Origin of the sequence: Agathobaculum sp. Marseille-P7918, assembly GCF_964248325.1 — a bacterium.
In the GTDB taxonomy this organism is placed as follows: Bacteria; Bacillota; Clostridia; order Oscillospirales; family Butyricicoccaceae; genus Agathobaculum.
Genome location: NZ_CAXTXI010000012.1, coordinates 86799 through 106977 on the forward strand (window position 1 = coordinate 86799; position 20179 = coordinate 106977).

A 20179-nucleotide genomic window follows, 5' to 3' on the forward strand; every position below is an offset into this window, starting at 1 on the left:
TACGGGGGCCTCCCGTCTACCGGAAGCCCTGACGGAAAGGAGGTTTTATGCAGGAAGAAGTAAACCAAAAAACAGTTGCCCTTTCGATCAAGACGGCAAAGCTGACGGGAAAAGTGCTGGCCGCCGCTCTTGGCAAGGTGGTTCGGGCGCTGCAAAAGCACCACCGGAAGGCGATGACCCCGCAGGGCCGCCAGAGCGTGAAAAAGCTGATGAACCACTACGGCGGTAAAAACGCCATGCAGTATGTGGGCGCGCCGAAGGATTTTGACCGGATAGCGAAGGAGTTCCATGTGGACTACGCTTTCCATAAAGTGAGCCCCGGCCATTATCTGCTGTTCTTCAAAGCCAATCAGGCGGACGCCATCACGGCGGCCTTCCAGAAATACAGTACAAAGGTGCTGAACAAAGACCAGGACAAGGCTTCTATCCTCGGCCAGCTCCGCAAGCTCACAGAGCAGATCAGGACAAAGCCGAAGGAGAAGCAGCGGACCAGAGAGGCGGTGAAGGACAGACGTTGAGTGACAAGATCAGAAAATATGTGCTCCCCAACCTGCCGTACCTCTTTGTGTTCTGGTTTTTCTCCAAAATCGGGACGGCCTACCGTATCGCGTCCGGTGCAGACTTCGGGACAAAGCTCATGGGGATGCTCGACACCTTCCCCAAAGCCTTTGAAACCTACTGGCCGGGACTGGGCGGCATTGACCTGCTGGTGGGCCTCGCCGGTGCGGCTGGGGTGTATCTGCTGATACAGTCCAAAATCAAGCAGGCAAAGAAATTCCGGCGGGATGCGGAGTACGGCACCGCCCGCTGGGGAACAAAGGAGGATATAAAGCCGTTTGTAGACCCCAAATTTCAGAACAATGTTATTCTGACCGGGACGGAGTTTCTTACCATGAACACCCGCCCGAGGATACCCGCCAACGCCCGCAACTTAAACGCCTGCGTCATCGGCTCGTCCGGCTCGGGCAAGACAAGGTTCTGGCTGACCCCGCAGCTCCTTCAAGCCCATTCCTCCTATGTGGTGGTGGACCCGAAGGGCGGCACCCTCGACCAGTGCGGGCGGTTCCTGCAACGGGAGAAATATAAGGTGCGGGTGTTCAATAGTATCGACTTCTCCAAATCCATGCACTACAATCCGCTGGCCTACATCAAAACGGAAAGCGACGTGCTGAAATTCGTCACCGCCCTGATCGCCAACACCAAAGGCGACGGCAAGGAGGGCGACGAGTTCTGGACCAAAGCCGAAACCCTTTTGTACTGCGCCCTTGTGGCCTACATCGTATTTGAGGGGCCGGAGGAAGAACGCAATATGAATACGCTGGTGGAAATGATAAACAGCATGGAAGTCCGGGAGGATGACGAAACCTTCAAAAACGCGGTGGACTATATGTTTGACGGGCTGGAGCGCCGGAGTCCCCAGCACTTCGCCGTGAAGCAGTATAAGAAGTACAAGCTGGCAAGCGGAGATGTATGCTCTAAGTGACTTCTTAATCATGGTTTTGTCATGGTTAGTGAAGCAGTCGCTTAGAGCATTTTCATTTCAGGAGGTACAGCTATGAGAAACGAAAAAATCACCCCTCTGTACGAGCGTCTGAGCCGCGATGATGAGTTACAGGGCGAGAGTAACTCCATAAGCCATCAAAAGCAGATGTTAGAGGAGTTTGCCCGCCGGAATAACTTGCCCAATCCCCGGCATTTCACTGATGACGGGGTTTCAGGCACCCGCTTTGACCGACCTGGCTTTCTTGCCATGATGGAGGAAGTTGAGGCTGGACGAGTGGAGGCCATTGTCATCAAGGACATGAGCCGCTTGGGGCGTGACTATCTGAAGGTCGGTCAGGTTATGGAGATTTTACGCCAGCGCGGTGTCCGTCTGATCGCCATTAACGACGGCGTGGACAGTCTGAAAGGCGACGACGATTTTACCCCGTTCCGCAACATCATGAATGAGTTTTACGCCCGTGACACCAGTCGGAAAATTCGCTCCGTATTCAAGTCCAAAGGCATGAGCGGCAAGCACCTGACCGGCACCGTCATTTATGGCTACCTGTGGGACGAAAAACGGGAACACTGGCTTGTGGACGAAGAAGCCGCCGAAGTGGTACGCCGTATCTTTTCCCTGACGATGGAGGGCTACGGCCCCTATCAAATCTCCAAGCTGCTGTCCGAGGCAAAGGTTGAAATCCCCGCTGTCCATTTGGCACGCTTTCACGAAGGAGTAAACAGGACGAAGCCGGTCAAAGACCCCTACGGCTGGGGTTCTTCCACCATTGTGAGTATTTTGAAAAAGCGGGAGTATTTAGGCCATACGGTCAATTTCAAGACCCGCAAGCACTTCAAAGACAAGAAAAGCCACTATGTTGACGAAAGCGAATGGACGATTTTTGAGAATACCCATGAGGCCATCATCGACCAGGAAACCTTTGACAATGTGCAGCGCATTCGTGGAAACGCCAGACGCTACCCGGATGGCTTTGGAGAGGCATATCCCCTGACCGGCCTGATGTACTGCGCCGATTGTGGCGGCAAGATGTATGTTCACCGCACATACAACGGTAAACGCGTCCCGCAGTACACTTGCGGCCAGTATGGGAAGTACCCTATCGGCTCCCTTTGCCCTACACAGCACCGTATTAAGGCCGAAGCTGTTCTGACACTGATTGCGGATATGCTCCGGGCCATCGCGGAGTATTCCAAGAATGACCGAGCCGAGTTTATCCGCACTGTCCAGGAAACGCAGGCCGCCCAGCAGACCACCGACATCTCTAAGAAGCGGAAACGGCTGGCTACCGCCCAAAAGCGGGCTGGAGAACTGGAAAGGTTGATTTGCAAAATCTATGAGGACAACGCCCTGGGCAAGCTGCCGGACGCCCGGTATGAGGCCCTGGACGCGCAATATGCCAAAGAGCAAGACGCTCTCAATGCGGAAATCGAAGAATTGGAAAAGGCCGTTACCGGCTATGAGCAGAGCCGGAAATCAGCGGAAAAGTTTATTGCCTTGATTGACAAGTATGAGAATTTCGACACGCTGACAAACACCATGCTCAACGAGTTTGTAGAGAAAATTCTTGTCCATGAACGCGCCCGCAAAGGAAGCCAGGACACCACACAGGAGGTTGAAATCTACTTCAACTTTGTGGGCCGGTATATCCCGCCCGCCTTGCAGCCGGTTCCTCTGACCCCGGAGGAACAGGAAGAACTTCGGAAGAAGGAGGCACGCAAAGACAGGCTTCACCAGAACTACTTACGGCGCAAGGCAAACGGCAAACAGAAAGAATGGGAAGAACGGTACAACGCCAAACGAAAGGCAAAAATGGAGGCGGCAAAAGCCGCTATCCGGGCCGAGGATATGAAAAACGGCATTTTTACTACCATCAGCCAGTTGCCAAAGCAGGAGCCGCACAGAATTGTTTTATAAATGAACCCAAACGATAATCCGGCTTAGAAAACATTTCATTGCGAATTTATAGCATTTAATGACCATAGCATTGTTGTTTTACTCTACATTTGATATTCTAATAAGATAAGTGTGGTGATAATAAATGATAAAATTTGCAGTTTGTGATGATGAGCCGTCCATGACCCAAAAAATATGCGAATTTATTTCAACATACATGCAGGAGAATCAGGATGCAGCTTACCATATCAGTAGTTTTTCAAATGGCCGTTCCTTGCTGGAAAGTTCATGTGACTTTGATGTGATATTTCTTGATATTCAGATGGAACAGCCCGATGGGATGGAAACGGCTAAAATGTTGAGACAACGAAACATACACTGTCTTGTGGTTTTTATAACGGTTCTAAAAGAATATGTATTTGATGCTTTTGAAGTGCAAGCATACGATTATCTGGTCAAACCGATAGAAGATTTGCATTTCAAAAAAATGATGGATCGAGCCATGAGAACATTGGAACAACATACCTCAAAGCGGATCGTCATCTTAAAAGGAACTTCTTGTGAGGTAATTCCGCTCTCTCAGATTTTATATTGTGAAGTGCAGGGACGGAAAGTGTACATTCATCAGGAGAATGGAAAAATTGTTGACTATTATGAGAAACTGAATGATTTTGAGCGACAGGTTGACGGACGGTTTTTCAGATGTCACAGGAGTTACTTAGTCAATCTTGACCAGGTCAGAGGCAGTCATTCCGGGCAAGTTTTTTTATCAGATGGCAGCAGTATTCCAGTTTCAAGATTACGGGAACGCGAATTAACGGAGGCACTTCTGCGATATATGAAAGAAAAAGGATGTTGATATGGATTATTTTAGTGTACTATTTGAGAGCGTTTGCCTGCTCGCACAAAGTGCGATACAGCTTATTTTTATGAGCCGACTTTTGGGGAAGAAATATAGAATATGGTGCTTTGTGTTATATCCTGGTGTTCTTTTTATTTTGGGATTTGCTGCTGCCCAGAGCACAATCATTAACACGGTAGCAATTGGTATGCAGTTGCTTTTATTATCTGGTATAAGCCAAGTTGCATTGAGAAGCAAATGCTCCGTATCTTTTCTGTCGGCAACGATTGCAATTTATATCTCCCAGTTGTCATTTGGGCTGATAAACTCCATAGAAAGTATCATATTTCCACATTTTGTTGGGATGCCTCTGTTGTATCTGCTCCTTGCTTTTGCAACAGCAGCTGCTTTTGCGATCTGCATCTGCTGTTATGCTGTCGTGTTAAGTTTACTGCCGTTGAAAGAAAACGACCAAACAACATACATTGGTCTCTTACTGCTTCCAGGGCTGTTTTTCTTTCTGGCAGAGGTATACCTTCTCCACATGTCATACAGCCAGGTATCTTCTACACTTTCTCTGACTGAGGCAGGAAAACATCTTGGGCTATTATTCATACAAGGACTGGGGTTGGCAGCACTGCTTTGTACTTTGTATGCATACCGGCGGATCTGTTCTGGATTTCAAGCGCAGTCTGCGTTGGCTTCCCTGACGCAAGCAACCCAGGCGCAAAAGGTATACATCTCGGAAGCTCAGATGCGTTATGAGCAGACGAAAGCATTTCGCCATGATATTAAGAACCATTTGTTGCTGCTGGATGGGTTGTTACGCAACGGGCAGATCGCGGAAAGTCGGGACTATTTAAAAAGGCTCGAAAGCATTTCAACCTCTCTATCGTTCCCATACCAGACAGGAAATCCTGTAGTGGATATTTTGTTAAGTGAAAAACTGGAATTGGCGAAAGCAAGCGGAATTAAAGCAGAGGTGTCCCTGCTTCTTCCGAAAGTATGTGAGATTGATGATTTGGATTTGTGTATTATATTTGCGAATGCTTTAGACAACGCGTTAAAAGCCTGCCAGTCCATTGAAGGAACAAGCTCCATCAGCATTACCGGGAAACAGCAGGGAGATTTTTATCTGCTGGAATTTTGCAATACATGTTCTGAAAAGAGTTTGCCTCAAATTGGGATCGGACTTTCTAATATCAAATCAGTGGCAGAAAAATATCACGGTGCAATGTTAATAGAAACACATGACAAGAAATTTTCTCTGAATGTATTACTGAACATTTCATTACCAGCAGATAACAGTTCAAGACAAAGCTATTGATTCCTACATCAAGAATCGTTATGCTCAAACTGGGAGGTGATTTTATGAATATTTCTTCGGTTTACCCCAATTCTCCATCTGGTAATTCAGCGCCACAGCAAGGTGCTGGTGTCGATTCTAAAATCCAGTCCTTGGAGCAGAAACTACAGAAGCTGGAAACTGAAAAACAGAAAGCCGCTCAGCGTAAAGATGAAGAGCAAAAAGAAAAGCTGGAAAAACAAATTAAAGAAATTGAAAAGCAAATTCAGCAGCTCAGAAAACAGGAGAATGAGAAAGCACAAAAAACGGAGTCCAGTGATATACAAAAAGCGCAGGAATCTTCCTCCAAGGCAATAGATGCCGGAAAATACATAGATGTCTATGCATAGAGAGTGCCAGGCTGCCAACGAGACGGTATATAAAAAAAACGTTGGTTCGGTGGCCGAAGTTTGTTGCGCTTTGATCAGATCATTACAAAATGAACGGCGGTTTTGAAAGTACCATTTCAAAGCCGCCGTTTGTTTTGTCTTTCAAGAAGTAATGCTACGATTGGCGGCTCACGGAAGGAGCCGCTATGTGTTTACTTAACAGCCGACAAATTCAGATGTTTGATTCGCCATCAAAAAAAGCCTGTCAACTGAACAACCCTCGTCCGACAGTCCGTGCGAAAATTGTCATAATGTAGTTGAATATCATATTTCTTGCGCCCGAATAGCTTTCTGCTGTCCGGGCGTTTTTCTGTGTCAGACCCGGTGCCGTTCCCCGCCGTCCCGTTCAGATTTTCTCACAAAAATCTGAACGGAGGAAAGGCAGATGGAAGTCACCATCCATTACAACGGACAAGCTGTGACCGTGGAGGTCACGCTGGAAGTCTATGAATTTCTTGACCGGGCCGACCATAAGACGGAAAACCTGCTGCACGAGCAGCGGCGGCATTGGGATGGCCGGGAGTTTGACGAATACATAGTTGCCACCGAAGGCGTGGGCATCTACGGCGAAACGCCGGAAGAATACCTTTGCCGCATGGAAACGCTGGACGAGCTGATGGCCGTCCTGAACACCTGCACCGAGGCTCAGCGCCGCCGGTTCCTGCTCTATGCGCTGGACGGACTGACCCTCGCGGAGATCGGGGCAATGTGTGGCTGCTCCAAAGTATCCGTCTACGAGAGCATTCTCGCGGTTCGGAAAAAGTTCTTGAATTTTTTCGCAAACCACCCTAACGATTGACCCCTTTTGAGGCTACCAAGTGAAAGGGATTGTTTCCCTTATCCCAGCGGGAGGCGGACAGCGGACAAGCTGCCCGCCTCTCACATTTTCAGGAGGTAAGCCTATGAAAACAATCAATCTGCGGTGGGTTTATCCCCACTACCGGCACGACGAGTTCGTAGAGGTCAGAGACGAGGTATGGGAGGCCATGCGGCAGGCTCAGCGGGAGATGACCAACTACGAGCACCGGAAAATCAACCACCGCGCCTGGTACTCTCTGGACGCTTATAGCTGGATGGAGAACTATGCGCTGGAACACGCCAGATCGCCGGAGGACATTCTGTTGGAGCAGGAAGAACACGCCTCCTATCTTCGACTGTTGGCTGCCTTGCCGGAGGCCCTTTCCCACGCCACTCCGACGCAGGCCCGCCGTGTGTACGCCTACTATATTTCCGGCATCACACAGACCGAGATCTCCCGCAGGGAGGGCGTACACAGCAGTAAGGTCACGGTTGCCATCCATCGGGGCTTGAACAATATGCGGCGCTACTATGGAACGCTCCCGCAATCTGAGTGAGGGTTCGCCTATGCAGACCATCAATCTGAAACAATATTATCCGTTCTGCACAGAGGACATCTTTGTGGAGGTGTCCGATGAGATCGTTGAAACATTCCTGCTGGACAAGCGAGCCGAGGCGACCCGTGAGCGCAAGATGTACCGCTATAAAGCGCAGTATTCCCTGGACTGCGATGACGGGATTGAAAAAGCGGCCATCGGCTGGGCGCAGCCCTCTCCGGAAGAACTTCTGATGAAGAAGGAGGCGGAGCAGGAGTATCGACTTACCTTAACGAGATTGGCGGAGGCAATCAATCATTTGTCGGAGACACAGGCCCGCCGCATCCGTGCGAGGTATCTGCTGGGGATGAAAGTAATTGAGATCGCCGCCATTGAAGGAGTAATCCCCAGCTGTGTCAGCACTTCCATCAGGGCGGGGCTAAAGAACATCCGCAAGTATTTTGAAAAGAAGAAATGGAGGGTGTCCAGAGAATGGGAACAGTGGAACAGATGAACGCCGAGAAGGAAAAAGTACAAAAAGAGCTGCGCCAGTTGGAAAACCGCCAGAAAACCCTACTTAACAAGCAGCGTGACGCCGAACGCCGGGCCAGAACCCGCCGTCTGATCGAGCGCGGGGCCATTGTGGAGGGCGTATTTTCCCTGGCTCCCGACCTGTCCGGTGAGAAAGTCAAGGCATTCCTTGTCGCTCTTTCCCACCTTCCGGGGGCGGCGGAACTGGCCGCAAAACTGCCGAAATCCGGGGACGAGCCGTAAGTCCCTTGGTTACAAGGGCGCACTTATGCACCGTTGCCGGTGCTGTGCGCCCTGCCGGGAGCTGTTGCGTACTTCGTCCGCGATGGGGAGCTACACTCCCCAAACCCCTTGTGCGCTCCGCAGAACCAAACACCCGCTTTGCGTCTGTTCGGTTCCATGGAGCCTAAATCCCCTCACGGAAAGGAGGTGCGTGTTATCGCTATCTGCCATATCCCCATCAAAATCATCCAGCGCAGCAAGGGCAAATCCGCCGTTGCCGCAGCCGCCTACCGCAGCGGCACCAAACTGACAAATGAGTGGGACGGCCTGACCCATGACTACACCCGCAAAGGCGGCGTTGTCCATGCGGAAATCATGCTGCCCGTCCACGCCCCGCCGGAATTTGCAGATCGCTCCACCCTCTGGAACAGCGTGGAGCAGATCGAGAAAGCAAGGGACAGCCAGCTTGCCCGCGAGGTGGAAGTGGCCCTTCCCCGTGAACTGACACGGGAGCAGCAGCTTGCCCTTGTCCGGGCCTATGTGAAGGACAACTTTGTTGCCACCGGTATGTGTGCAGACTTCGCACTCCATGACAAAGGGGACGGGAATCCCCATGCCCATATTCTGCTGACCATCCGCCCGCTGAAAGAAAATGGCGAGTGGGGCGCAAAGTGCCGCAAGGTCTACGATCTGGACGAGCGCGGCCAGCGTATCCCAAACGGTAAAGGGGGCTGGAAGAATCACCGAGAGGACACCACCGACTGGAATGACAAAGAAAAAGCTGAAGTCTGGCGGGCGGCGTGGGCGGACTACACCAACCGGGCATTAGAGGCAGCCGGAAGGCCGGAGCGTATCGACCACCGCAGCTACAAACGGCAGGGCCTTGATAAAATTCCTACCGTCCACATGGGCGTAGCTGCCACCCGCATGGAGCGCCGAGGAATTGCAACTGAAAAAGGTAATCTCAACCGCCAGATTGCCGCCGACAACAAGCTGCTCAAAGAAATCAAGGCTCGCATTACCCGGCTTTACAACTGGTCAAAAGCGGAATCCGAAAAGCCCGCCAAGAAAGGCATTATGGCTGAACTGTGGGAGGCACAGCAGCAGCTAAAACAGGCCAACACTCGGAAAGGCAAAATCAAAGCCTTACAGGAAAATGCCGCCCTGTTCAACTTTTTACAGTCGAATGGTATCCAGTCCATGCAGCAGCTCCATGAAAAGATGGTGGATATGAATGCCCATTACTATGACCTGCGCGGTAAGATTGTCAGCGCCGAGCGCCGGATTGCCGCCCTCACCGAGCGCGGGGAAATGTGGGCGCAGTACAACAGGTACAAGCCCATCCGCAAGCAGCTTGACAAGGTGAAAACAGCAAAACGGGAACTGTTCGAGCAGCGCCACAGCCGGGAACTGGCTCTCTATGAAGCAGCGGCCCGGTATCTGAAGGAACTCAAAGACAGCGGCGAGGCCCTTACACCCAAGGCATGGGGACGGGAGATCGTCCAACTGACCGCTGAAAAAGAGGCAAACACTTTGCAGATGAAAGCCATGCGGGACGAATTGAAGGCCGCCGAACAGCTCCGCAAGGCGGCCAATCAGTTAGCCAGACAGGGCCAGCACCACAAGAAGGAGGAACACGAGTTATGACCATGACCCATTGGCCGGTTTGGGAAGCGGCAACATGAAGAAACGCAATACTGCCCCTGTCATCATTATGGACTATCGCCAATATCGCAAGGTGCGGCGGCTGGTACATGAGTGCTGCAACTATAACGGCGGTAACTGTATCGCGCTGGATGACGGCGAGGAATGCGTCTGCGTTCAGTCCATTTCTTACTCTCTGTTGTGCCGCTGGTTTCGGGCGGCAGTGCTGCCGCTGGACAGGGCGTTGGAAACAGCCTTGTTCCACCGCCTGGACGCCAAGCGGTGTACCGTCTGCGGGGCATTGTTCCGCCCAGGCTCCAACCGGGCCAAATACTGCCCGGAATGTGCCGGACACATGAAGCGCATCAAGGCCGCCCAGCGCAAGCGCAAACAGCGGGCCAAGTGTCACGCTTTAGGGCCTGAAAAGTCCTTGTAAATCAAGGCTTTTTTCGAGGGTGTCGGCGGGGGCCTGATAGATTTATCCTCTGGCCCCCAAAACGGCCCTCTAAATGGGGACTAAGCCCCAATACGAACCCCAAGGAGGAACCCATGTCAGACAATCGAAAATATTACTACCTGAAACTCAAAGAGAACTACTTTGACGATGACTCCATCGTACTGCTGGAAAGTATGCAGGACGGTGTGTTGTACTCCAACATCCTACTTAAACTGTACCTGAAATCGCTGAAACATGGTGGACGGCTCCAGCTGGACGAGAATATCCCCTACACGGCGCAGATGATCGCCACCATCACCCGCCAACAGATCGGAACTGTGGAGAGGGCTTTGCAAATCTTCCTGAAGCTGGGCCTTGTGGAAGTGCTGGACAGCGGTACCTTCTACATGAGCAATATCGAACTGCTGATCGGCCAGTCCTCTACCGAGGCCGAGCGAAAGCGGGCGGCGAGGCTCCAAAACAAGGCTATTTCCGCGCCCCGGACAAACAGCGGACATTTGTCCGACATTTGTCCACCAGAGATAGAGATAGAGTTAGAGAAAGAGATAAAGAGAGAGATAGAGAAGGGACAACCCGCCCGCGCCTATGGCCGTTACCAGAATGTTTTCCTGACGGACGAGGAACTGGCAGATTTGCAGGCCAGCTTTCCCACCGTATGGGGCCAGTATATCGAAAAGCTGTCCGAGTACATGGCTTCTACCGGCAAGCGGTATCAGAGCCACGCCGCCACCATCCGGCGCTGGGCCAGCGAGGATGCGCGAAAAGCGGCTCCGCCCTCTCGCAACCGGGATTACAGCGTAAAGGAGGATGAAACCGTATGATTGAGATTACCGCAGAAATCCGGGCGCTGATTGACAAGGCAGCCGCCGGTATGGAGCTTGCTGAGGACGAGTACATAGACCCGGCAGACGGCCTCATTCACTGTAAGAAGTGCGGCGGCCAGAGGCAGACCGTTGTACCATGCTTTGGGAAACCCGGCTGCTTTATGCCCCGCTGTATCTGCCAGTGCCAGCGGGAGGCCGAAGAACGGCGCAAGGCCGCCGAGGAACGGCAGCGCCGCATGGAGCGGATCAAGCGCCGGAAAGCCCAGGGCCTGCAAGACCGCTATCTGTACGACTATACCTTTGCCAACGACAACGGCCAAAATCCCATAATGGACAAGGCCCGCGCCTATGTGGAGAACTGGAAGGAGGCTTACAAGAACAACACCGGACTGCTGCTATTCGGGGATGTGGGAACCGGCAAGTCCTTCTTTGCCGGATGTATCGCCAACGCCCTGCTTGACCGGGATGTGCCGGTGCTGATGACGAACTTTCCCACCATCCTGAACCGTCTGACGGGGATGTTCTCTGAGGATAGGGCGGAGTTTATCGCCAGCTTTGACGAGTATGATCTGCTTATCATTGACGATTTGGGTGTGGAGCGCAGTACCGAGTATGCGATGGAGCAGATGTTTTTCGTCATTGACAGCCGTTACCGCAGCCGCAGGCCCATGATTATCACCACCAACCTGAAACTGTCTGAACTCAAGAACCCGCCTGACCTGGCCCACGCCCGTATCTATGACCGTATCCTGGAACGGTGCGCCCCGATCCTCTTTGACGGGAAAAATTTCCGGGAGGAAAACGCCGGGGCTACCAGGCAGGCGGCGAAGGACATTGTGAACCGTAAGAGCGACTGATTTTTTGCCGGACGGCGCAGCCCCGCCCGGAGAAAGGAGCGCCATGAGCGAAGAACCCCGTACCATGCAGCCCGTAGACACCACCTCGGCCAGAGCGCCGGAGGACGCCCCCGCGCTGGTAAAGAAAATCGGAAGGACTACCTACAAGGTGCGCGTCCATTTCAGCCAGACCAGCACCGAAACCATGAGCGATAAAATCAAGCGTATGCTGAAAAATGAGGTAAGAATGTTAAGAAACACTTGAAAGTAGTTTTTCCGTTGAGAAATATGAAGTCAGGCAATTCGGTAAAACTAGGAAGCTTGGGAAAGCCATAGAAGGGCGTTTATTGTACCGGCGAGCACCTAACTTGTATGCAGCCGGCAAACGGGTATTTAGCATACTCAGGGAAGCTTTTTGCTGGACAAAATTGCGATTTATTTCTCGCTTTACAAAAATTGTGCTAAAAAGTTAAAAAAAGGAATTATTACAAGAAAGATTTTAAAAAATTAGGCCTTATTTGAAAAATAACAATATGACTAGCGGTGAGGAATTATGGAGGCTAGACGTCCCTCCGATTGGGCGTGTTGATTATTTTCAAACAAGGCCTAGTTCAAATAAAAAGTTGCAGAGAACCACATATATGGAGATTCCTTCAACTTGTTTAATGCACCATTTTTCGTATTTGGCTCGCAAGTCCCATTTGTAACATATCAGCTATTTAGTATTATTTGAGTTAGACTTTTTAGAAGGTCAACTTATTATATTTCAACATTACCCGCGAAAAATTTTTGCACAGCAGTATCAGTAATACTATAGTAGCGTTTATCTGTTTTGTGATATGTAACATATTCCATGGAGACAAGTTTATCCATAGAACGGGTAATTGCTAAATGATGCTTATCAACTTGTTGGCCGATTTCAAAAGCTGATAGCTCTTCTCCTAAATGATTATAAAGCGTGCGCAAAATATCAATATAAAGATTTGGTAGGCTCTTTTCTTTCCATACTTTTATATTATCTTGTAGTTTTTCTACAAACTTATTTATAGTAACTACGGTATCTTTTTTTCCGCATTGAAAGCAAATGTGATATTTTTCATAGATTGAATATTCAATATCAGAATATTCCTTTTGGCAGTTTGAGCAGCACCGTACCTCCACATCACTTATTGCAGATGGGATAAAGCTAGATAGATCAAATTCATCTTGTCGCCAGTAGTCGTATGCGCGTCTAGATGCCGGTTTGCCATAGTCAATGCGTTTTTCATAGCACAGTCCATAGTTTAACCCATATATTGATATTTTTTTCCCAGGCTCCCGGCTGCTTCCTTCATGAAATTTATTTACAATAAAATATAGCTCAAGTGTTTTTAAAAGCGGCTCCATTTCCTTCCGAATAAAAAAATGAGAAGTCGGGAACCAGTAACCTGTGGTTTTTTTATTTTCCTGTAGAGTTTCGATGAATAGCTGCTTTTTAAGTCTTTGCGAAGAGTATTCATCAATAACATCTCTCTTTATATCCTGCATTTTTTGTACGATTTTGTTCAGAAGATTTTTTTGAGTTATTTGATTTAGTAAATTCTTATCATCGTAAAATGATTGCTTAAATCTAACATCATTAAAAAAATCAGGCAAAATATTATCAAGATAGTATTTTTCGGCTGCATTGTCTATATTAGATAAAGTAATCGTTCTTCCTTGGTTAATAGAACTCAAAAAACAATATGTTAAAATATAACCTAATGAACGTGGAATTCCAGCAGAACTATAGAATAAGGTTTTTAAATAGTCCTTTAATGTGGCTTTTGATAAGTCAAATAATTCACTGATTTGTATCTGTGAATTTGTATAAACTTCAATCCTTTTTTGAAGTGTTCTTTCTATGTAGTTAATGGCAAGTTCTTCTACCTGTGTATAAGTAGAAGAACTTTTTTCGTATACATCATAAAAATCCAAGCAATGCGTCGGTAATTTTGAAGAATCAATATTGCCCAAATAAGTGCGAGATGGATACCCAGCTATTTTCACTTTAAATATTTGATTATAAGAAGAGATGATGGGGGCAATTAGCGAATCCACAACTAGTTTCTGATTATTTTCATTTAATTCACTGAAATCATCTAAAAACAGGTATACTTTATATATTTTATTTTTGGATAATAGATTTTGAATTCTATTAATTATTTCATGAATTGAGAAAATTCTTAACTCGTGTAGACATTGAGTGGTAGATTCTCCAAGTTGAGTCTTATGATCTAAAGCTGTTGAGGCATTCAAAGAACTTAATGTTAGGCTCCCGTTCAATGAGGCGGTGTATTCTTGATTGGTTGAATTAGTTACTTCTATACTTCTTTGAAAATCAGCGTCTATGTATTTCCCGTGCTCAATATCAGCTATAATTTGATCACATTCCTGCACACCTATTTTGGGAGATAGTTTTTCAGTTATACTCTTAACTATTTCAACAAAAAAGTTGTAAAATGTACGATATTGTGTGAGTGAATTGTTTTCTCTATCCGAATTTGCCGTTTTAATCTCTTCATAGCATGATTGAAGATTAATATATACGGATATTTTATGTTTGTCTTTGGATATTTCCTGTTCAGCACGTAAAAATATAGTTGACTTACCAGTGCCTTTTCTCCCTTTAAGTAAAACATGATTGTCGTCTAAAACCTGTCTCAAAATAAAATCATTTTCATACATATCCACATACAACTGCGGTATGAGATTATTATTTTGATCATCCACAATATCAGGGCGACCACTCTTTATTAGTGATTTAAATGCAGCCTCGATTTTTTGAGATAGGGAAAATAACACAAGTTGATTATCCATTTTGATTTACCTCATATTATCTATCTTATTATATGAACAGCTATGGCATTTTTGTTATTATTATAACAGAATTTAAATTATTATACCACATCTTGTCAAGAAATGTGAATATTTGAAATCTGGTACTGACAATATTATTTATATCTAACAACTAAATTATAAAAAATTATAGGATTAAAAAGTCCTTGACAACTCGTTTCGGGCAAGACAGCTAAGAGCATACTGATTAGCTGCGGGGCCCGCCTCGCTCCCTTTGACATTCCCCAGCTTCGGGAGATTATGTCCTATGACGAGCTGGAGCTTGACCGGCTGGGGGATGAAAAATCGGCGCTGTTTTTCCTTATCAGCGATACGGACACCACCTATAACTTTCTTGTGGCCCTCGCTTTCTCGCAGATGTTCAACCTTCTGTGTGAACGGGCCGACAACACCTACGGCGGACGCCTGCCCCATCATGTACGGGTGCTGTGGGACGAGGCGGCCAACACGGGGCAGGTGCCGGGGCTGGAAAAAATCGTTGCCGTTATCCGTTCCCGGGAGATCAGCCTGACGCTCTTTTATCAGGCCATGAGCCAATGCAAGGCGCTGTACAAGGACCATTCCGAAACCATCATGGGAAACATGGACAGTATCGTGTTCCTCGGAGGCCGGGAGGCTTCCACCCTAAAGGATATTTCGGAAAACTGGCTGGGCAAGGCGACAATCTCCATGCAGACCGAGGGACGCAGCCGGGGACAGTCCGAGAGTTACAGCCAGAATATGCAGCGGCTTGGCCGGGAGCTGATGACCACCAGCGAGATCACCACCATGCCGGGAGATAAGTGTATCTTGCAGCTTCGAGGGCTTCCGCCCTTCTTTTCTCCCAAATACGATTTGAAAAAGCACCCAAACTACAAGTACACAGCCGAGTTTGACAAAAAGAAAAACGCCTTCCACTTGGAAAGCCTGTTCCGACACCGGCCATTGAGACTTAAGCCGGAGGACGAATATACGGTGTACGAGGTGGACGGCTCCGACACAGACGAAGAAGCTGACCTGTTGAATTTCGACGATCTGGACAGCGACGAGTTTGTGTAACTTCGGGCCATGATGGCCCGAAGCGCCGCCAATGTGGGCGGCTTTTTTTGTATCCAAAACCAACAAACAAAATGGAGGAACGTATATGGAATTTTTCAACTCTGCTATCGACATTCTCAAGATTCTGGTCATGGCGCTGGGCGCTGGTCTGGCGGTGTGGGGCGTCATCAATCTGCTGGAAGGTTACGGGTCCGACAACCCCGCGGCAAATGCTCATGTACGGTAAGGAAGCAAGCAACCGAAAACAAGAGATAGACCGCCAGCACTACACTATTCCGAACCAAAGACCAAAAGATAAGCATTGTGGGAAAATCTAAACTTTTGGATTTTCCTACAATGCCAACTACGGCGGAATCCCTCCCACTCCTTATATCTTTCTGTATACATTGAATTTGTATTTAGTAAAATGCAGACAACACCACGGATCGGCTTTTGGTTGGACAATTCCAACCAAACACCACAGCAGACAGCAGAAAACATTCTGAACGCTAGGAAGCCGGTATGATTGTTACATATAAGGGGAAGAAAAATTTCTTTTAGGTACTTGCTTTCCTAAAACTGATGTGATACAATGATTTAATCCAGAAAAGGAGTAAAAAATATGCGGCAAGGTATTCTTAAATAAAACTATAATCAAATAGTGGGAACAAAGGATTATGATAGCTCCTTTTGTAGGGGCTTAGTTTTTTGTACCCAATTTAAGAATACTTTTGCCTTATCAATTTTGACATATCCCCAAAAACAGCAATCACAAACAGGTGTATGCTGTATATGTGTATGTCCGCAACTTATAATCCCCAGTGGTAAAAGTATTTTACTGCTGGGGATTTTTATGCCCTTTGGGGCTGTAAAGGGAGGACAATCACATGAAAATAATCAATATTGGAATTCTTGCCCATGTAGACGCTGGAAAGACGACCTTGACGGAGAGCCTGCTATATGCCAGCGGAGCCATTTCAGAACCGGGGAGCGTCGAAAAAGGGACAACGAGGACGGACACCATGTTTTTGGAGCGGCAGCGTGGGATTACCATTCAAGCGGCAGTCACTTCCTTCCAGTGGCACAGATGTAAAGTTAACATTGTGGATACGCCCGGCCACATGGATTTTTTGGCGGAGGTGTACCGCTCTTTGGCTGTTTTAGATGGGGCCATCTTGGTGATCTCCGCTAAAGATGGCGTGCAGGCCCAGACCCGTATTCTGTTCCATGCCCTGCGGAAAATGAACATTCCCACCGTTATCTTTATCAACAAGATCGACCAGGCTGGCGTTGATTTGCAGAGCGTGGTTCAGTCTGTTCGGGATAAGCTCTCCGCCGATATTATCATCAAGCAGACGGTGTCGCTGTCCCCGGAAATAGTCCTGGAGGAAAATACCGACATAGAAGCATGGGATGCGGTCATCGAAAATAACGATGAATTATTGGAAAAGTATATCGCAGGAGAACCAATCAGCCGGGAAAAACTTGCGCGGGAGGAACAGCAGCGGGTTCAAGACGCCTCCCTGTTCCCAGTCTATCATGGCAGCGCCAAAAATGGCCTTGGCATTCAACCGTTGATGGATGCGGTGACAGGGCTGTTCCAACCGATTGGGGAACAGGGGGGCGCCGCCCTATGCGGCAGCGTTTTCAAGGTTGAGTACACCGATTGCGGCCAGCGGCGTGTCTATCTACGGTTATACAGCGGAACGCTGCGCCTGCGGGATACGGTGGCCCTGGCCGGGAGAGAAAAGCTGAAAATCACAGAGATGCGTATTCCATCCAAAGGGGAAATTGTTCGGACAGACACCGCTTATCAGGGTGAAATTGTTATCCTTCCCAGCGACAGCGTGAGGTTAAACGATGTATTAGGGGACCAAACCCGGCTCCCTCGTAAAAGGTGGCGCGAGGACCCCCTCCCCATGCTGCGGACGACGATTGCGCCGAAAACGGCAGCGCAAAGAGAACGGCTGCTGGACGCTCTTACGCAACTTGCGGATACTGACCCGCTTTTGCGTTGCGAAGTGGATTCCATCACCCATGAGATCATTCTTTCTTTTTTGGGCCGGGTGCAGTTGGAGGTTGTTTCCGCTTTGCTGTCGGAAAAATACAAGCTTGAAACAGTGGTAAAGGAACCCTCCGTCATTTATATGGAGCGGCCGCTCAAAGCAGCCAGCCACACCATCCATATCGAGGTGCCGCCCAACCCGTTTTGGGCATCCATAGGACTGTCTGTTACACCACTCTCGCTTGGCTCCGGTGTACAATACGAGAGCCGGGTTTCGCTGGGATACTTGAACCAGAGTTTTCAAAACGCTGTCAGGGATGGTATCCGTTACGGGCTGGAGCAGGGCTTGTTCGGCTGGAACGTAACGGACTGTAAGATTTGCTTTGAATACGGGCTTTATTACAGTCCGGTCAGCACGCCGGCGGACTTCCGCTCATTGGCCCCGATTGTATTGGAACAGGCATTGAAGGAATCGGGGACGCAGCTGCTGGAACCTTATCTCTCCTTCATCCTCTATGCGCCCCAGGAATACCTTTCCAGGGCTTATCATGATGCACCGAAATACTGTGCCACCATCGAAACGGCCCAGGTAAAAAAGGATGAAGTTGTCTTTACTGGCGAGATTCCCGCCCGCTGTATACAGGCATACCGTACTGATCTGGCCTTTTACACCAACGGGCGGAGCGTATGCCTTACAGAGCTGAAAGGATATCAGGCCGCTGTCGGTCAGCCGGTCATCCAGCCCCGCCGTCCAAACAGCCGCCTGGACAAGGTGCGCCATATGTTTCAGAAGGTAATGTAAAGATACATAATCGTCAAGACGGCAACAATCAGAAGTTATGGAGGGTAACAATGGAATATAGTAAGGAAGATTTAATGGAAGCAAAAAAGCAAATTTGGGGAGTGGGAGAGAACATGGGAACAGAGGAAAGTAAAAAAATCTGGGAGGAGAACGCACAATTTTGGGATAATGCAATGGGTGACGAATCTAATGAATTTCACAGAGAGGTAGTGCGTCCCAAAGTAACGGAACTTCTATCTCCTAATCCTGCGGATTACATTTTGGATATTGCGTGTGGCAATGGAAATTATTCTTCGTATCTTGCACAAAGAGGCGCTTCGGTTGTCGCTTTTGATTACAGCAAAAAAATGATAGAATTGGCTAAAAGACGGCAATCACAATATGCAAAACAAATTGAATTTTGTGTGGCGGATGCGACCGATAGAAAAAGTATATTAGAATTAAAAAGAAATCGAGCCTTTACGAAAGCAGTTTCTAATATGGCAATTATGGATATTACGGATATTGAACCACTTCTTATGGCTGTTTATGAACTGTTGCAGGAAAGCGGAATTTTTGTCTTTGCAACGCAACACCCTTGTTTTGTCACGTTGACTGAAAAATATATGACACCGCACAGTTACTATGATATAGCGATTGAAGGGCAACCGAAAGAGCAGATTTATTATCATCGTTCCATACAAGATATTTTTAACCTTTGTTTTAGAGCTGGATTTGTCATTGATGGATTTTATGAAGAATGTTTTAAAACCAACAAAGAAATTCCTATGGTAATGATAGTAAGGCTTAAGAAGGTAAAACGTGATAGCTTAAAATAAATTCAAGTTTGTCGGGTAAATAGCAAACCCAGCCGAGCCAGTCAACGGTCAAGATGAACGGCGCATATGCGCAGCCGTTGACAGCCCCGCCCGCCTTTGCTGGTAGGCAATCAAGGGGCGACAGCAAGAAGTGCCACCGCCCCGCACTATTATTCAGAAAGGGGAATTTCCATGACCGACCAGATAGCCTATCAAGAATATATCCAGCGCAGGTACAACGCCTTTTGCAAGACTGTTATCCGCTGTGCCGCCTTGGACAAGATTTTGAAGCTTAAACGGCAATGGGAACGGCAAGTTTCCCTTGACTATCTGATGAACGAGAAGTTTGTCCAGTTTGCCGCGTCGGAGCCGGACGAGGAATACCCATTTACCGTCTGCGGTCAGACCGTCCTGCTCTGCAACGCCGCCCTTGCCGACGCGATCTCTGTTTTGCCGGAGCAGACGCGGGAAGAAATCCTGCGCTATTACTTTCTGCGCCAGCCGCAGCGCGTGATCGGCGCGTGTATTGGCCGGTCACGCAGCACAGCGGGGCGGCATATCCAGCTTGCCTTGCAGCGGCTACGCGAAGAAATGGGGGTGAGCCGGTATGAGTAGACTTCTCCCCTATGAAACAATCCTCAAAGCCCGTGAGGGCGACCCAGAAGCCGTGAACGCTGTCCTGCTCCACTACGCCGGATATATCCGCTATTTCTCAAAAGTGAACGGGCAGGTCAACGCCGAGGTGGAGGACTATGTAAAGCAGCGGTTAATTGACTGTCAATTCAAGTTCCGGCTTGACGAACCACCGGACAAGTCATAAAAACTGAATACCAGCCGCCACCGACGCGGCCAGCGAAAGCA

At 48.5% G+C, this 20179-nt stretch carries 19 protein-coding genes and 3 pseudogenes; 21 read left to right on the forward strand and 1 reads right to left on the reverse strand.

Annotation, left to right across the window (positions count from 1 at the left end; genetic code table 11):
- The first annotated feature begins 47 nt into the window (after positions 1 to 47).
- The 15 genes and pseudogenes from ACESSO_RS14315 to ACESSO_RS14385 all read left to right on the forward strand — a co-directional run bounded on the left by ACESSO_RS14315 (position 48) and on the right by ACESSO_RS14385 (position 12085).
- On the forward strand, positions 48 to 518 hold the full coding sequence (locus ACESSO_RS14315) for a PcfB family protein (protein ID WP_373166201.1): 471 nt from the start codon (positions 48 to 50) through the stop codon (positions 516 to 518).
- Positions 515 to 1465, forward strand: a pseudogene (locus tag ACESSO_RS14320) (type IV secretory system conjugative DNA transfer family protein); the annotation flags it as partial. The gene ACESSO_RS14315 and the pseudogene ACESSO_RS14320, both read left to right, overlap by 4 nt.
- A 90-nt stretch (positions 1466 to 1555) precedes the next feature.
- Complete coding sequence (locus ACESSO_RS14325) at positions 1556 to 3418, forward strand: DUF4368 domain-containing protein (protein ID WP_373166202.1); 1863 nt, start codon at positions 1556 to 1558, stop codon at positions 3416 to 3418.
- Between the two features lie 124 nt (positions 3419 to 3542).
- Positions 3543 to 4256, forward strand: coding sequence for a LytTR family DNA-binding domain-containing protein (locus ACESSO_RS14330; RefSeq protein WP_118427523.1), 714 nt, complete (start codon positions 3543 to 3545; stop codon positions 4254 to 4256).
- Position 4257: 1 nt separating this feature from the next.
- Positions 4258 to 5565, forward strand: a complete 1308-nt coding sequence (locus tag ACESSO_RS14335) for an ATP-binding protein (RefSeq protein WP_373166203.1) — start codon at positions 4258 to 4260, stop codon at positions 5563 to 5565.
- Positions 5566 to 5609: 44 nt separating this feature from the next.
- On the forward strand, positions 5610 to 5933 hold the full coding sequence (locus ACESSO_RS14340) for a FlxA-like family protein (protein ID WP_373166204.1): 324 nt from the start codon (positions 5610 to 5612) through the stop codon (positions 5931 to 5933).
- 424 nt (positions 5934 to 6357) lie between these two features.
- On the forward strand, positions 6358 to 6771 hold the full coding sequence (locus tag ACESSO_RS14345) for an RNA polymerase sigma factor (protein WP_373166205.1): 414 nt from the start codon (positions 6358 to 6360) through the stop codon (positions 6769 to 6771).
- Between the two features lie 103 nt (positions 6772 to 6874).
- Entirely contained in the window at positions 6875 to 7327 is a 453-nt protein-coding gene (locus ACESSO_RS14350; RefSeq protein WP_373166206.1) for an RNA polymerase subunit sigma-24, read from the forward strand.
- Between the two features lie 10 nt (positions 7328 to 7337).
- Positions 7338 to 7820 (forward strand): sigma-70 family RNA polymerase sigma factor, encoded by a 483-nt coding sequence (locus ACESSO_RS14355; protein ID WP_373166207.1) that lies wholly within the window; start codon positions 7338 to 7340, stop codon positions 7818 to 7820.
- On the forward strand, positions 7799 to 8080 hold the full coding sequence (locus ACESSO_RS14360; protein WP_373166208.1) for a DUF3847 domain-containing protein: 282 nt from the start codon (positions 7799 to 7801) through the stop codon (positions 8078 to 8080). The genes ACESSO_RS14355 and ACESSO_RS14360 overlap by 22 nt, the downstream gene beginning before the upstream one ends.
- Before the next feature lie 156 nt (positions 8081 to 8236).
- Complete coding sequence (mobQ, locus tag ACESSO_RS14365) at positions 8237 to 9706, forward strand: MobQ family relaxase (RefSeq protein ID WP_373166210.1); 1470 nt, start codon at positions 8237 to 8239, stop codon at positions 9704 to 9706.
- Between the two features lie 34 nt (positions 9707 to 9740).
- Entirely contained in the window at positions 9741 to 10139 is a 399-nt protein-coding gene (locus tag ACESSO_RS14370) for a cysteine-rich VLP domain-containing protein (protein WP_373166212.1), read from the forward strand.
- Positions 10140 to 10252: 113 nt separating this feature from the next.
- Positions 10253 to 10981, forward strand: a complete 729-nt coding sequence (locus ACESSO_RS14375) for a phage replisome organizer N-terminal domain-containing protein (protein WP_373166214.1) — start codon at positions 10253 to 10255, stop codon at positions 10979 to 10981.
- Positions 10978 to 11841: an ATP-binding protein gene (locus ACESSO_RS14380; protein WP_373166216.1), complete on the forward strand. Its 864-nt coding sequence runs from the start codon at positions 10978 to 10980 to the stop codon at positions 11839 to 11841. Before ACESSO_RS14375 ends, ACESSO_RS14380 begins: the two co-directional genes overlap by 4 nt.
- A gap of 43 nt (positions 11842 to 11884) precedes the next feature.
- A complete protein-coding gene (locus tag ACESSO_RS14385; RefSeq protein WP_373166218.1) occupies positions 11885 to 12085 on the forward strand; it encodes a transposon-encoded TnpW family protein in 201 nt (66 codons plus the stop codon).
- 494 nt (positions 12086 to 12579) lie between these two features.
- On the opposite strand, the gene ACESSO_RS14390 is transcribed toward ACESSO_RS14385, so the two are convergent.
- Positions 12580 to 14658, reverse strand: coding sequence for a hypothetical protein (locus ACESSO_RS14390; RefSeq protein ID WP_373166219.1), 2079 nt, complete (start codon positions 14656 to 14658; stop codon positions 12580 to 12582).
- Between the two features lie 189 nt (positions 14659 to 14847).
- Here ACESSO_RS14390 and ACESSO_RS14395 point away from each other — a divergent pair.
- The 6 genes and pseudogenes from ACESSO_RS14395 to ACESSO_RS14420 form a co-directional block, all read left to right on the forward strand.
- Positions 14848 to 15735 (forward strand): annotated as a pseudogene (locus ACESSO_RS14395) (VirD4-like conjugal transfer protein, CD1115 family); the annotation flags it as partial.
- Between the two features lie 85 nt (positions 15736 to 15820).
- Positions 15821 to 15949 (forward strand): annotated as a pseudogene (locus ACESSO_RS14400) (Maff2 family mobile element protein); the annotation flags it as partial.
- A 652-nt stretch (positions 15950 to 16601) separates the two neighbouring features.
- Positions 16602 to 18521: a tetracycline resistance ribosomal protection protein Tet(W) gene (gene tet(W) / locus ACESSO_RS14405; RefSeq protein WP_002586627.1), complete on the forward strand. Its 1920-nt coding sequence runs from the start codon at positions 16602 to 16604 to the stop codon at positions 18519 to 18521.
- A gap of 50 nt (positions 18522 to 18571) precedes the next feature.
- Positions 18572 to 19339, forward strand: coding sequence for a class I SAM-dependent methyltransferase (locus tag ACESSO_RS14410; protein WP_002586626.1), 768 nt, complete (start codon positions 18572 to 18574; stop codon positions 19337 to 19339).
- A gap of 171 nt (positions 19340 to 19510) precedes the next feature.
- Positions 19511 to 19933, forward strand: coding sequence for a sigma-70 family RNA polymerase sigma factor (locus ACESSO_RS14415; RefSeq protein ID WP_002586616.1), 423 nt, complete (start codon positions 19511 to 19513; stop codon positions 19931 to 19933).
- Positions 19926 to 20138: a helix-turn-helix domain-containing protein gene (locus tag ACESSO_RS14420; RefSeq protein WP_002586615.1), complete on the forward strand. Its 213-nt coding sequence runs from the start codon at positions 19926 to 19928 to the stop codon at positions 20136 to 20138. Before ACESSO_RS14415 ends, ACESSO_RS14420 begins: the two co-directional genes overlap by 8 nt.
- The last annotated feature ends 41 nt before the right edge of the window (positions 20139 to 20179 follow it).

Coding starts and splice junctions, on each gene's coding strand:
- ACESSO_RS14350 (WP_373166206.1), top strand. CDS start 6,875: ATGAAAACAATCAATCTGCGGTGGGTTTATCCCCACTACCGGCACGAC.
- ACESSO_RS14345 (WP_373166205.1), top strand. CDS start 6,358: ATGGAAGTCACCATCCATTACAACGGACAAGCTGTGACCGTGGAGGTC.
- ACESSO_RS14415 (WP_002586616.1), top strand. CDS start 19,511: ATGACCGACCAGATAGCCTATCAAGAATATATCCAGCGCAGGTACAAC.
- ACESSO_RS14355 (WP_373166207.1), top strand. CDS start 7,338: ATGCAGACCATCAATCTGAAACAATATTATCCGTTCTGCACAGAGGAC.
- ACESSO_RS14325 (WP_373166202.1), top strand. CDS start 1,556: ATGAGAAACGAAAAAATCACCCCTCTGTACGAGCGTCTGAGCCGCGAT.
- ACESSO_RS14375 (WP_373166214.1), top strand. CDS start 10,253: ATGTCAGACAATCGAAAATATTACTACCTGAAACTCAAAGAGAACTAC.
- ACESSO_RS14330 (WP_118427523.1), top strand. CDS start 3,543: ATGATAAAATTTGCAGTTTGTGATGATGAGCCGTCCATGACCCAAAAA.
- ACESSO_RS14360 (WP_373166208.1), top strand. CDS start 7,799: ATGGGAACAGTGGAACAGATGAACGCCGAGAAGGAAAAAGTACAAAAA.
- mobQ (WP_373166210.1), top strand. CDS start 8,237: ATGGAGCCTAAATCCCCTCACGGAAAGGAGGTGCGTGTTATCGCTATC.
- ACESSO_RS14385 (WP_373166218.1), top strand. CDS start 11,885: ATGAGCGAAGAACCCCGTACCATGCAGCCCGTAGACACCACCTCGGCC.
- ACESSO_RS14380 (WP_373166216.1), top strand. CDS start 10,978: ATGATTGAGATTACCGCAGAAATCCGGGCGCTGATTGACAAGGCAGCC.
- ACESSO_RS14315 (WP_373166201.1), top strand. CDS start 48: ATGCAGGAAGAAGTAAACCAAAAAACAGTTGCCCTTTCGATCAAGACG.
- ACESSO_RS14370 (WP_373166212.1), top strand. CDS start 9,741: ATGAAGAAACGCAATACTGCCCCTGTCATCATTATGGACTATCGCCAA.
- ACESSO_RS14340 (WP_373166204.1), top strand. CDS start 5,610: ATGAATATTTCTTCGGTTTACCCCAATTCTCCATCTGGTAATTCAGCG.
- ACESSO_RS14390 (WP_373166219.1), bottom strand. CDS start 14,658: ATGGATAATCAACTTGTGTTATTTTCCCTATCTCAAAAAATCGAGGCT.
- ACESSO_RS14335 (WP_373166203.1), top strand. CDS start 4,258: ATGGATTATTTTAGTGTACTATTTGAGAGCGTTTGCCTGCTCGCACAA.
- ACESSO_RS14420 (WP_002586615.1), top strand. CDS start 19,926: ATGAGTAGACTTCTCCCCTATGAAACAATCCTCAAAGCCCGTGAGGGC.
- ACESSO_RS14410 (WP_002586626.1), top strand. CDS start 18,572: ATGGAATATAGTAAGGAAGATTTAATGGAAGCAAAAAAGCAAATTTGG.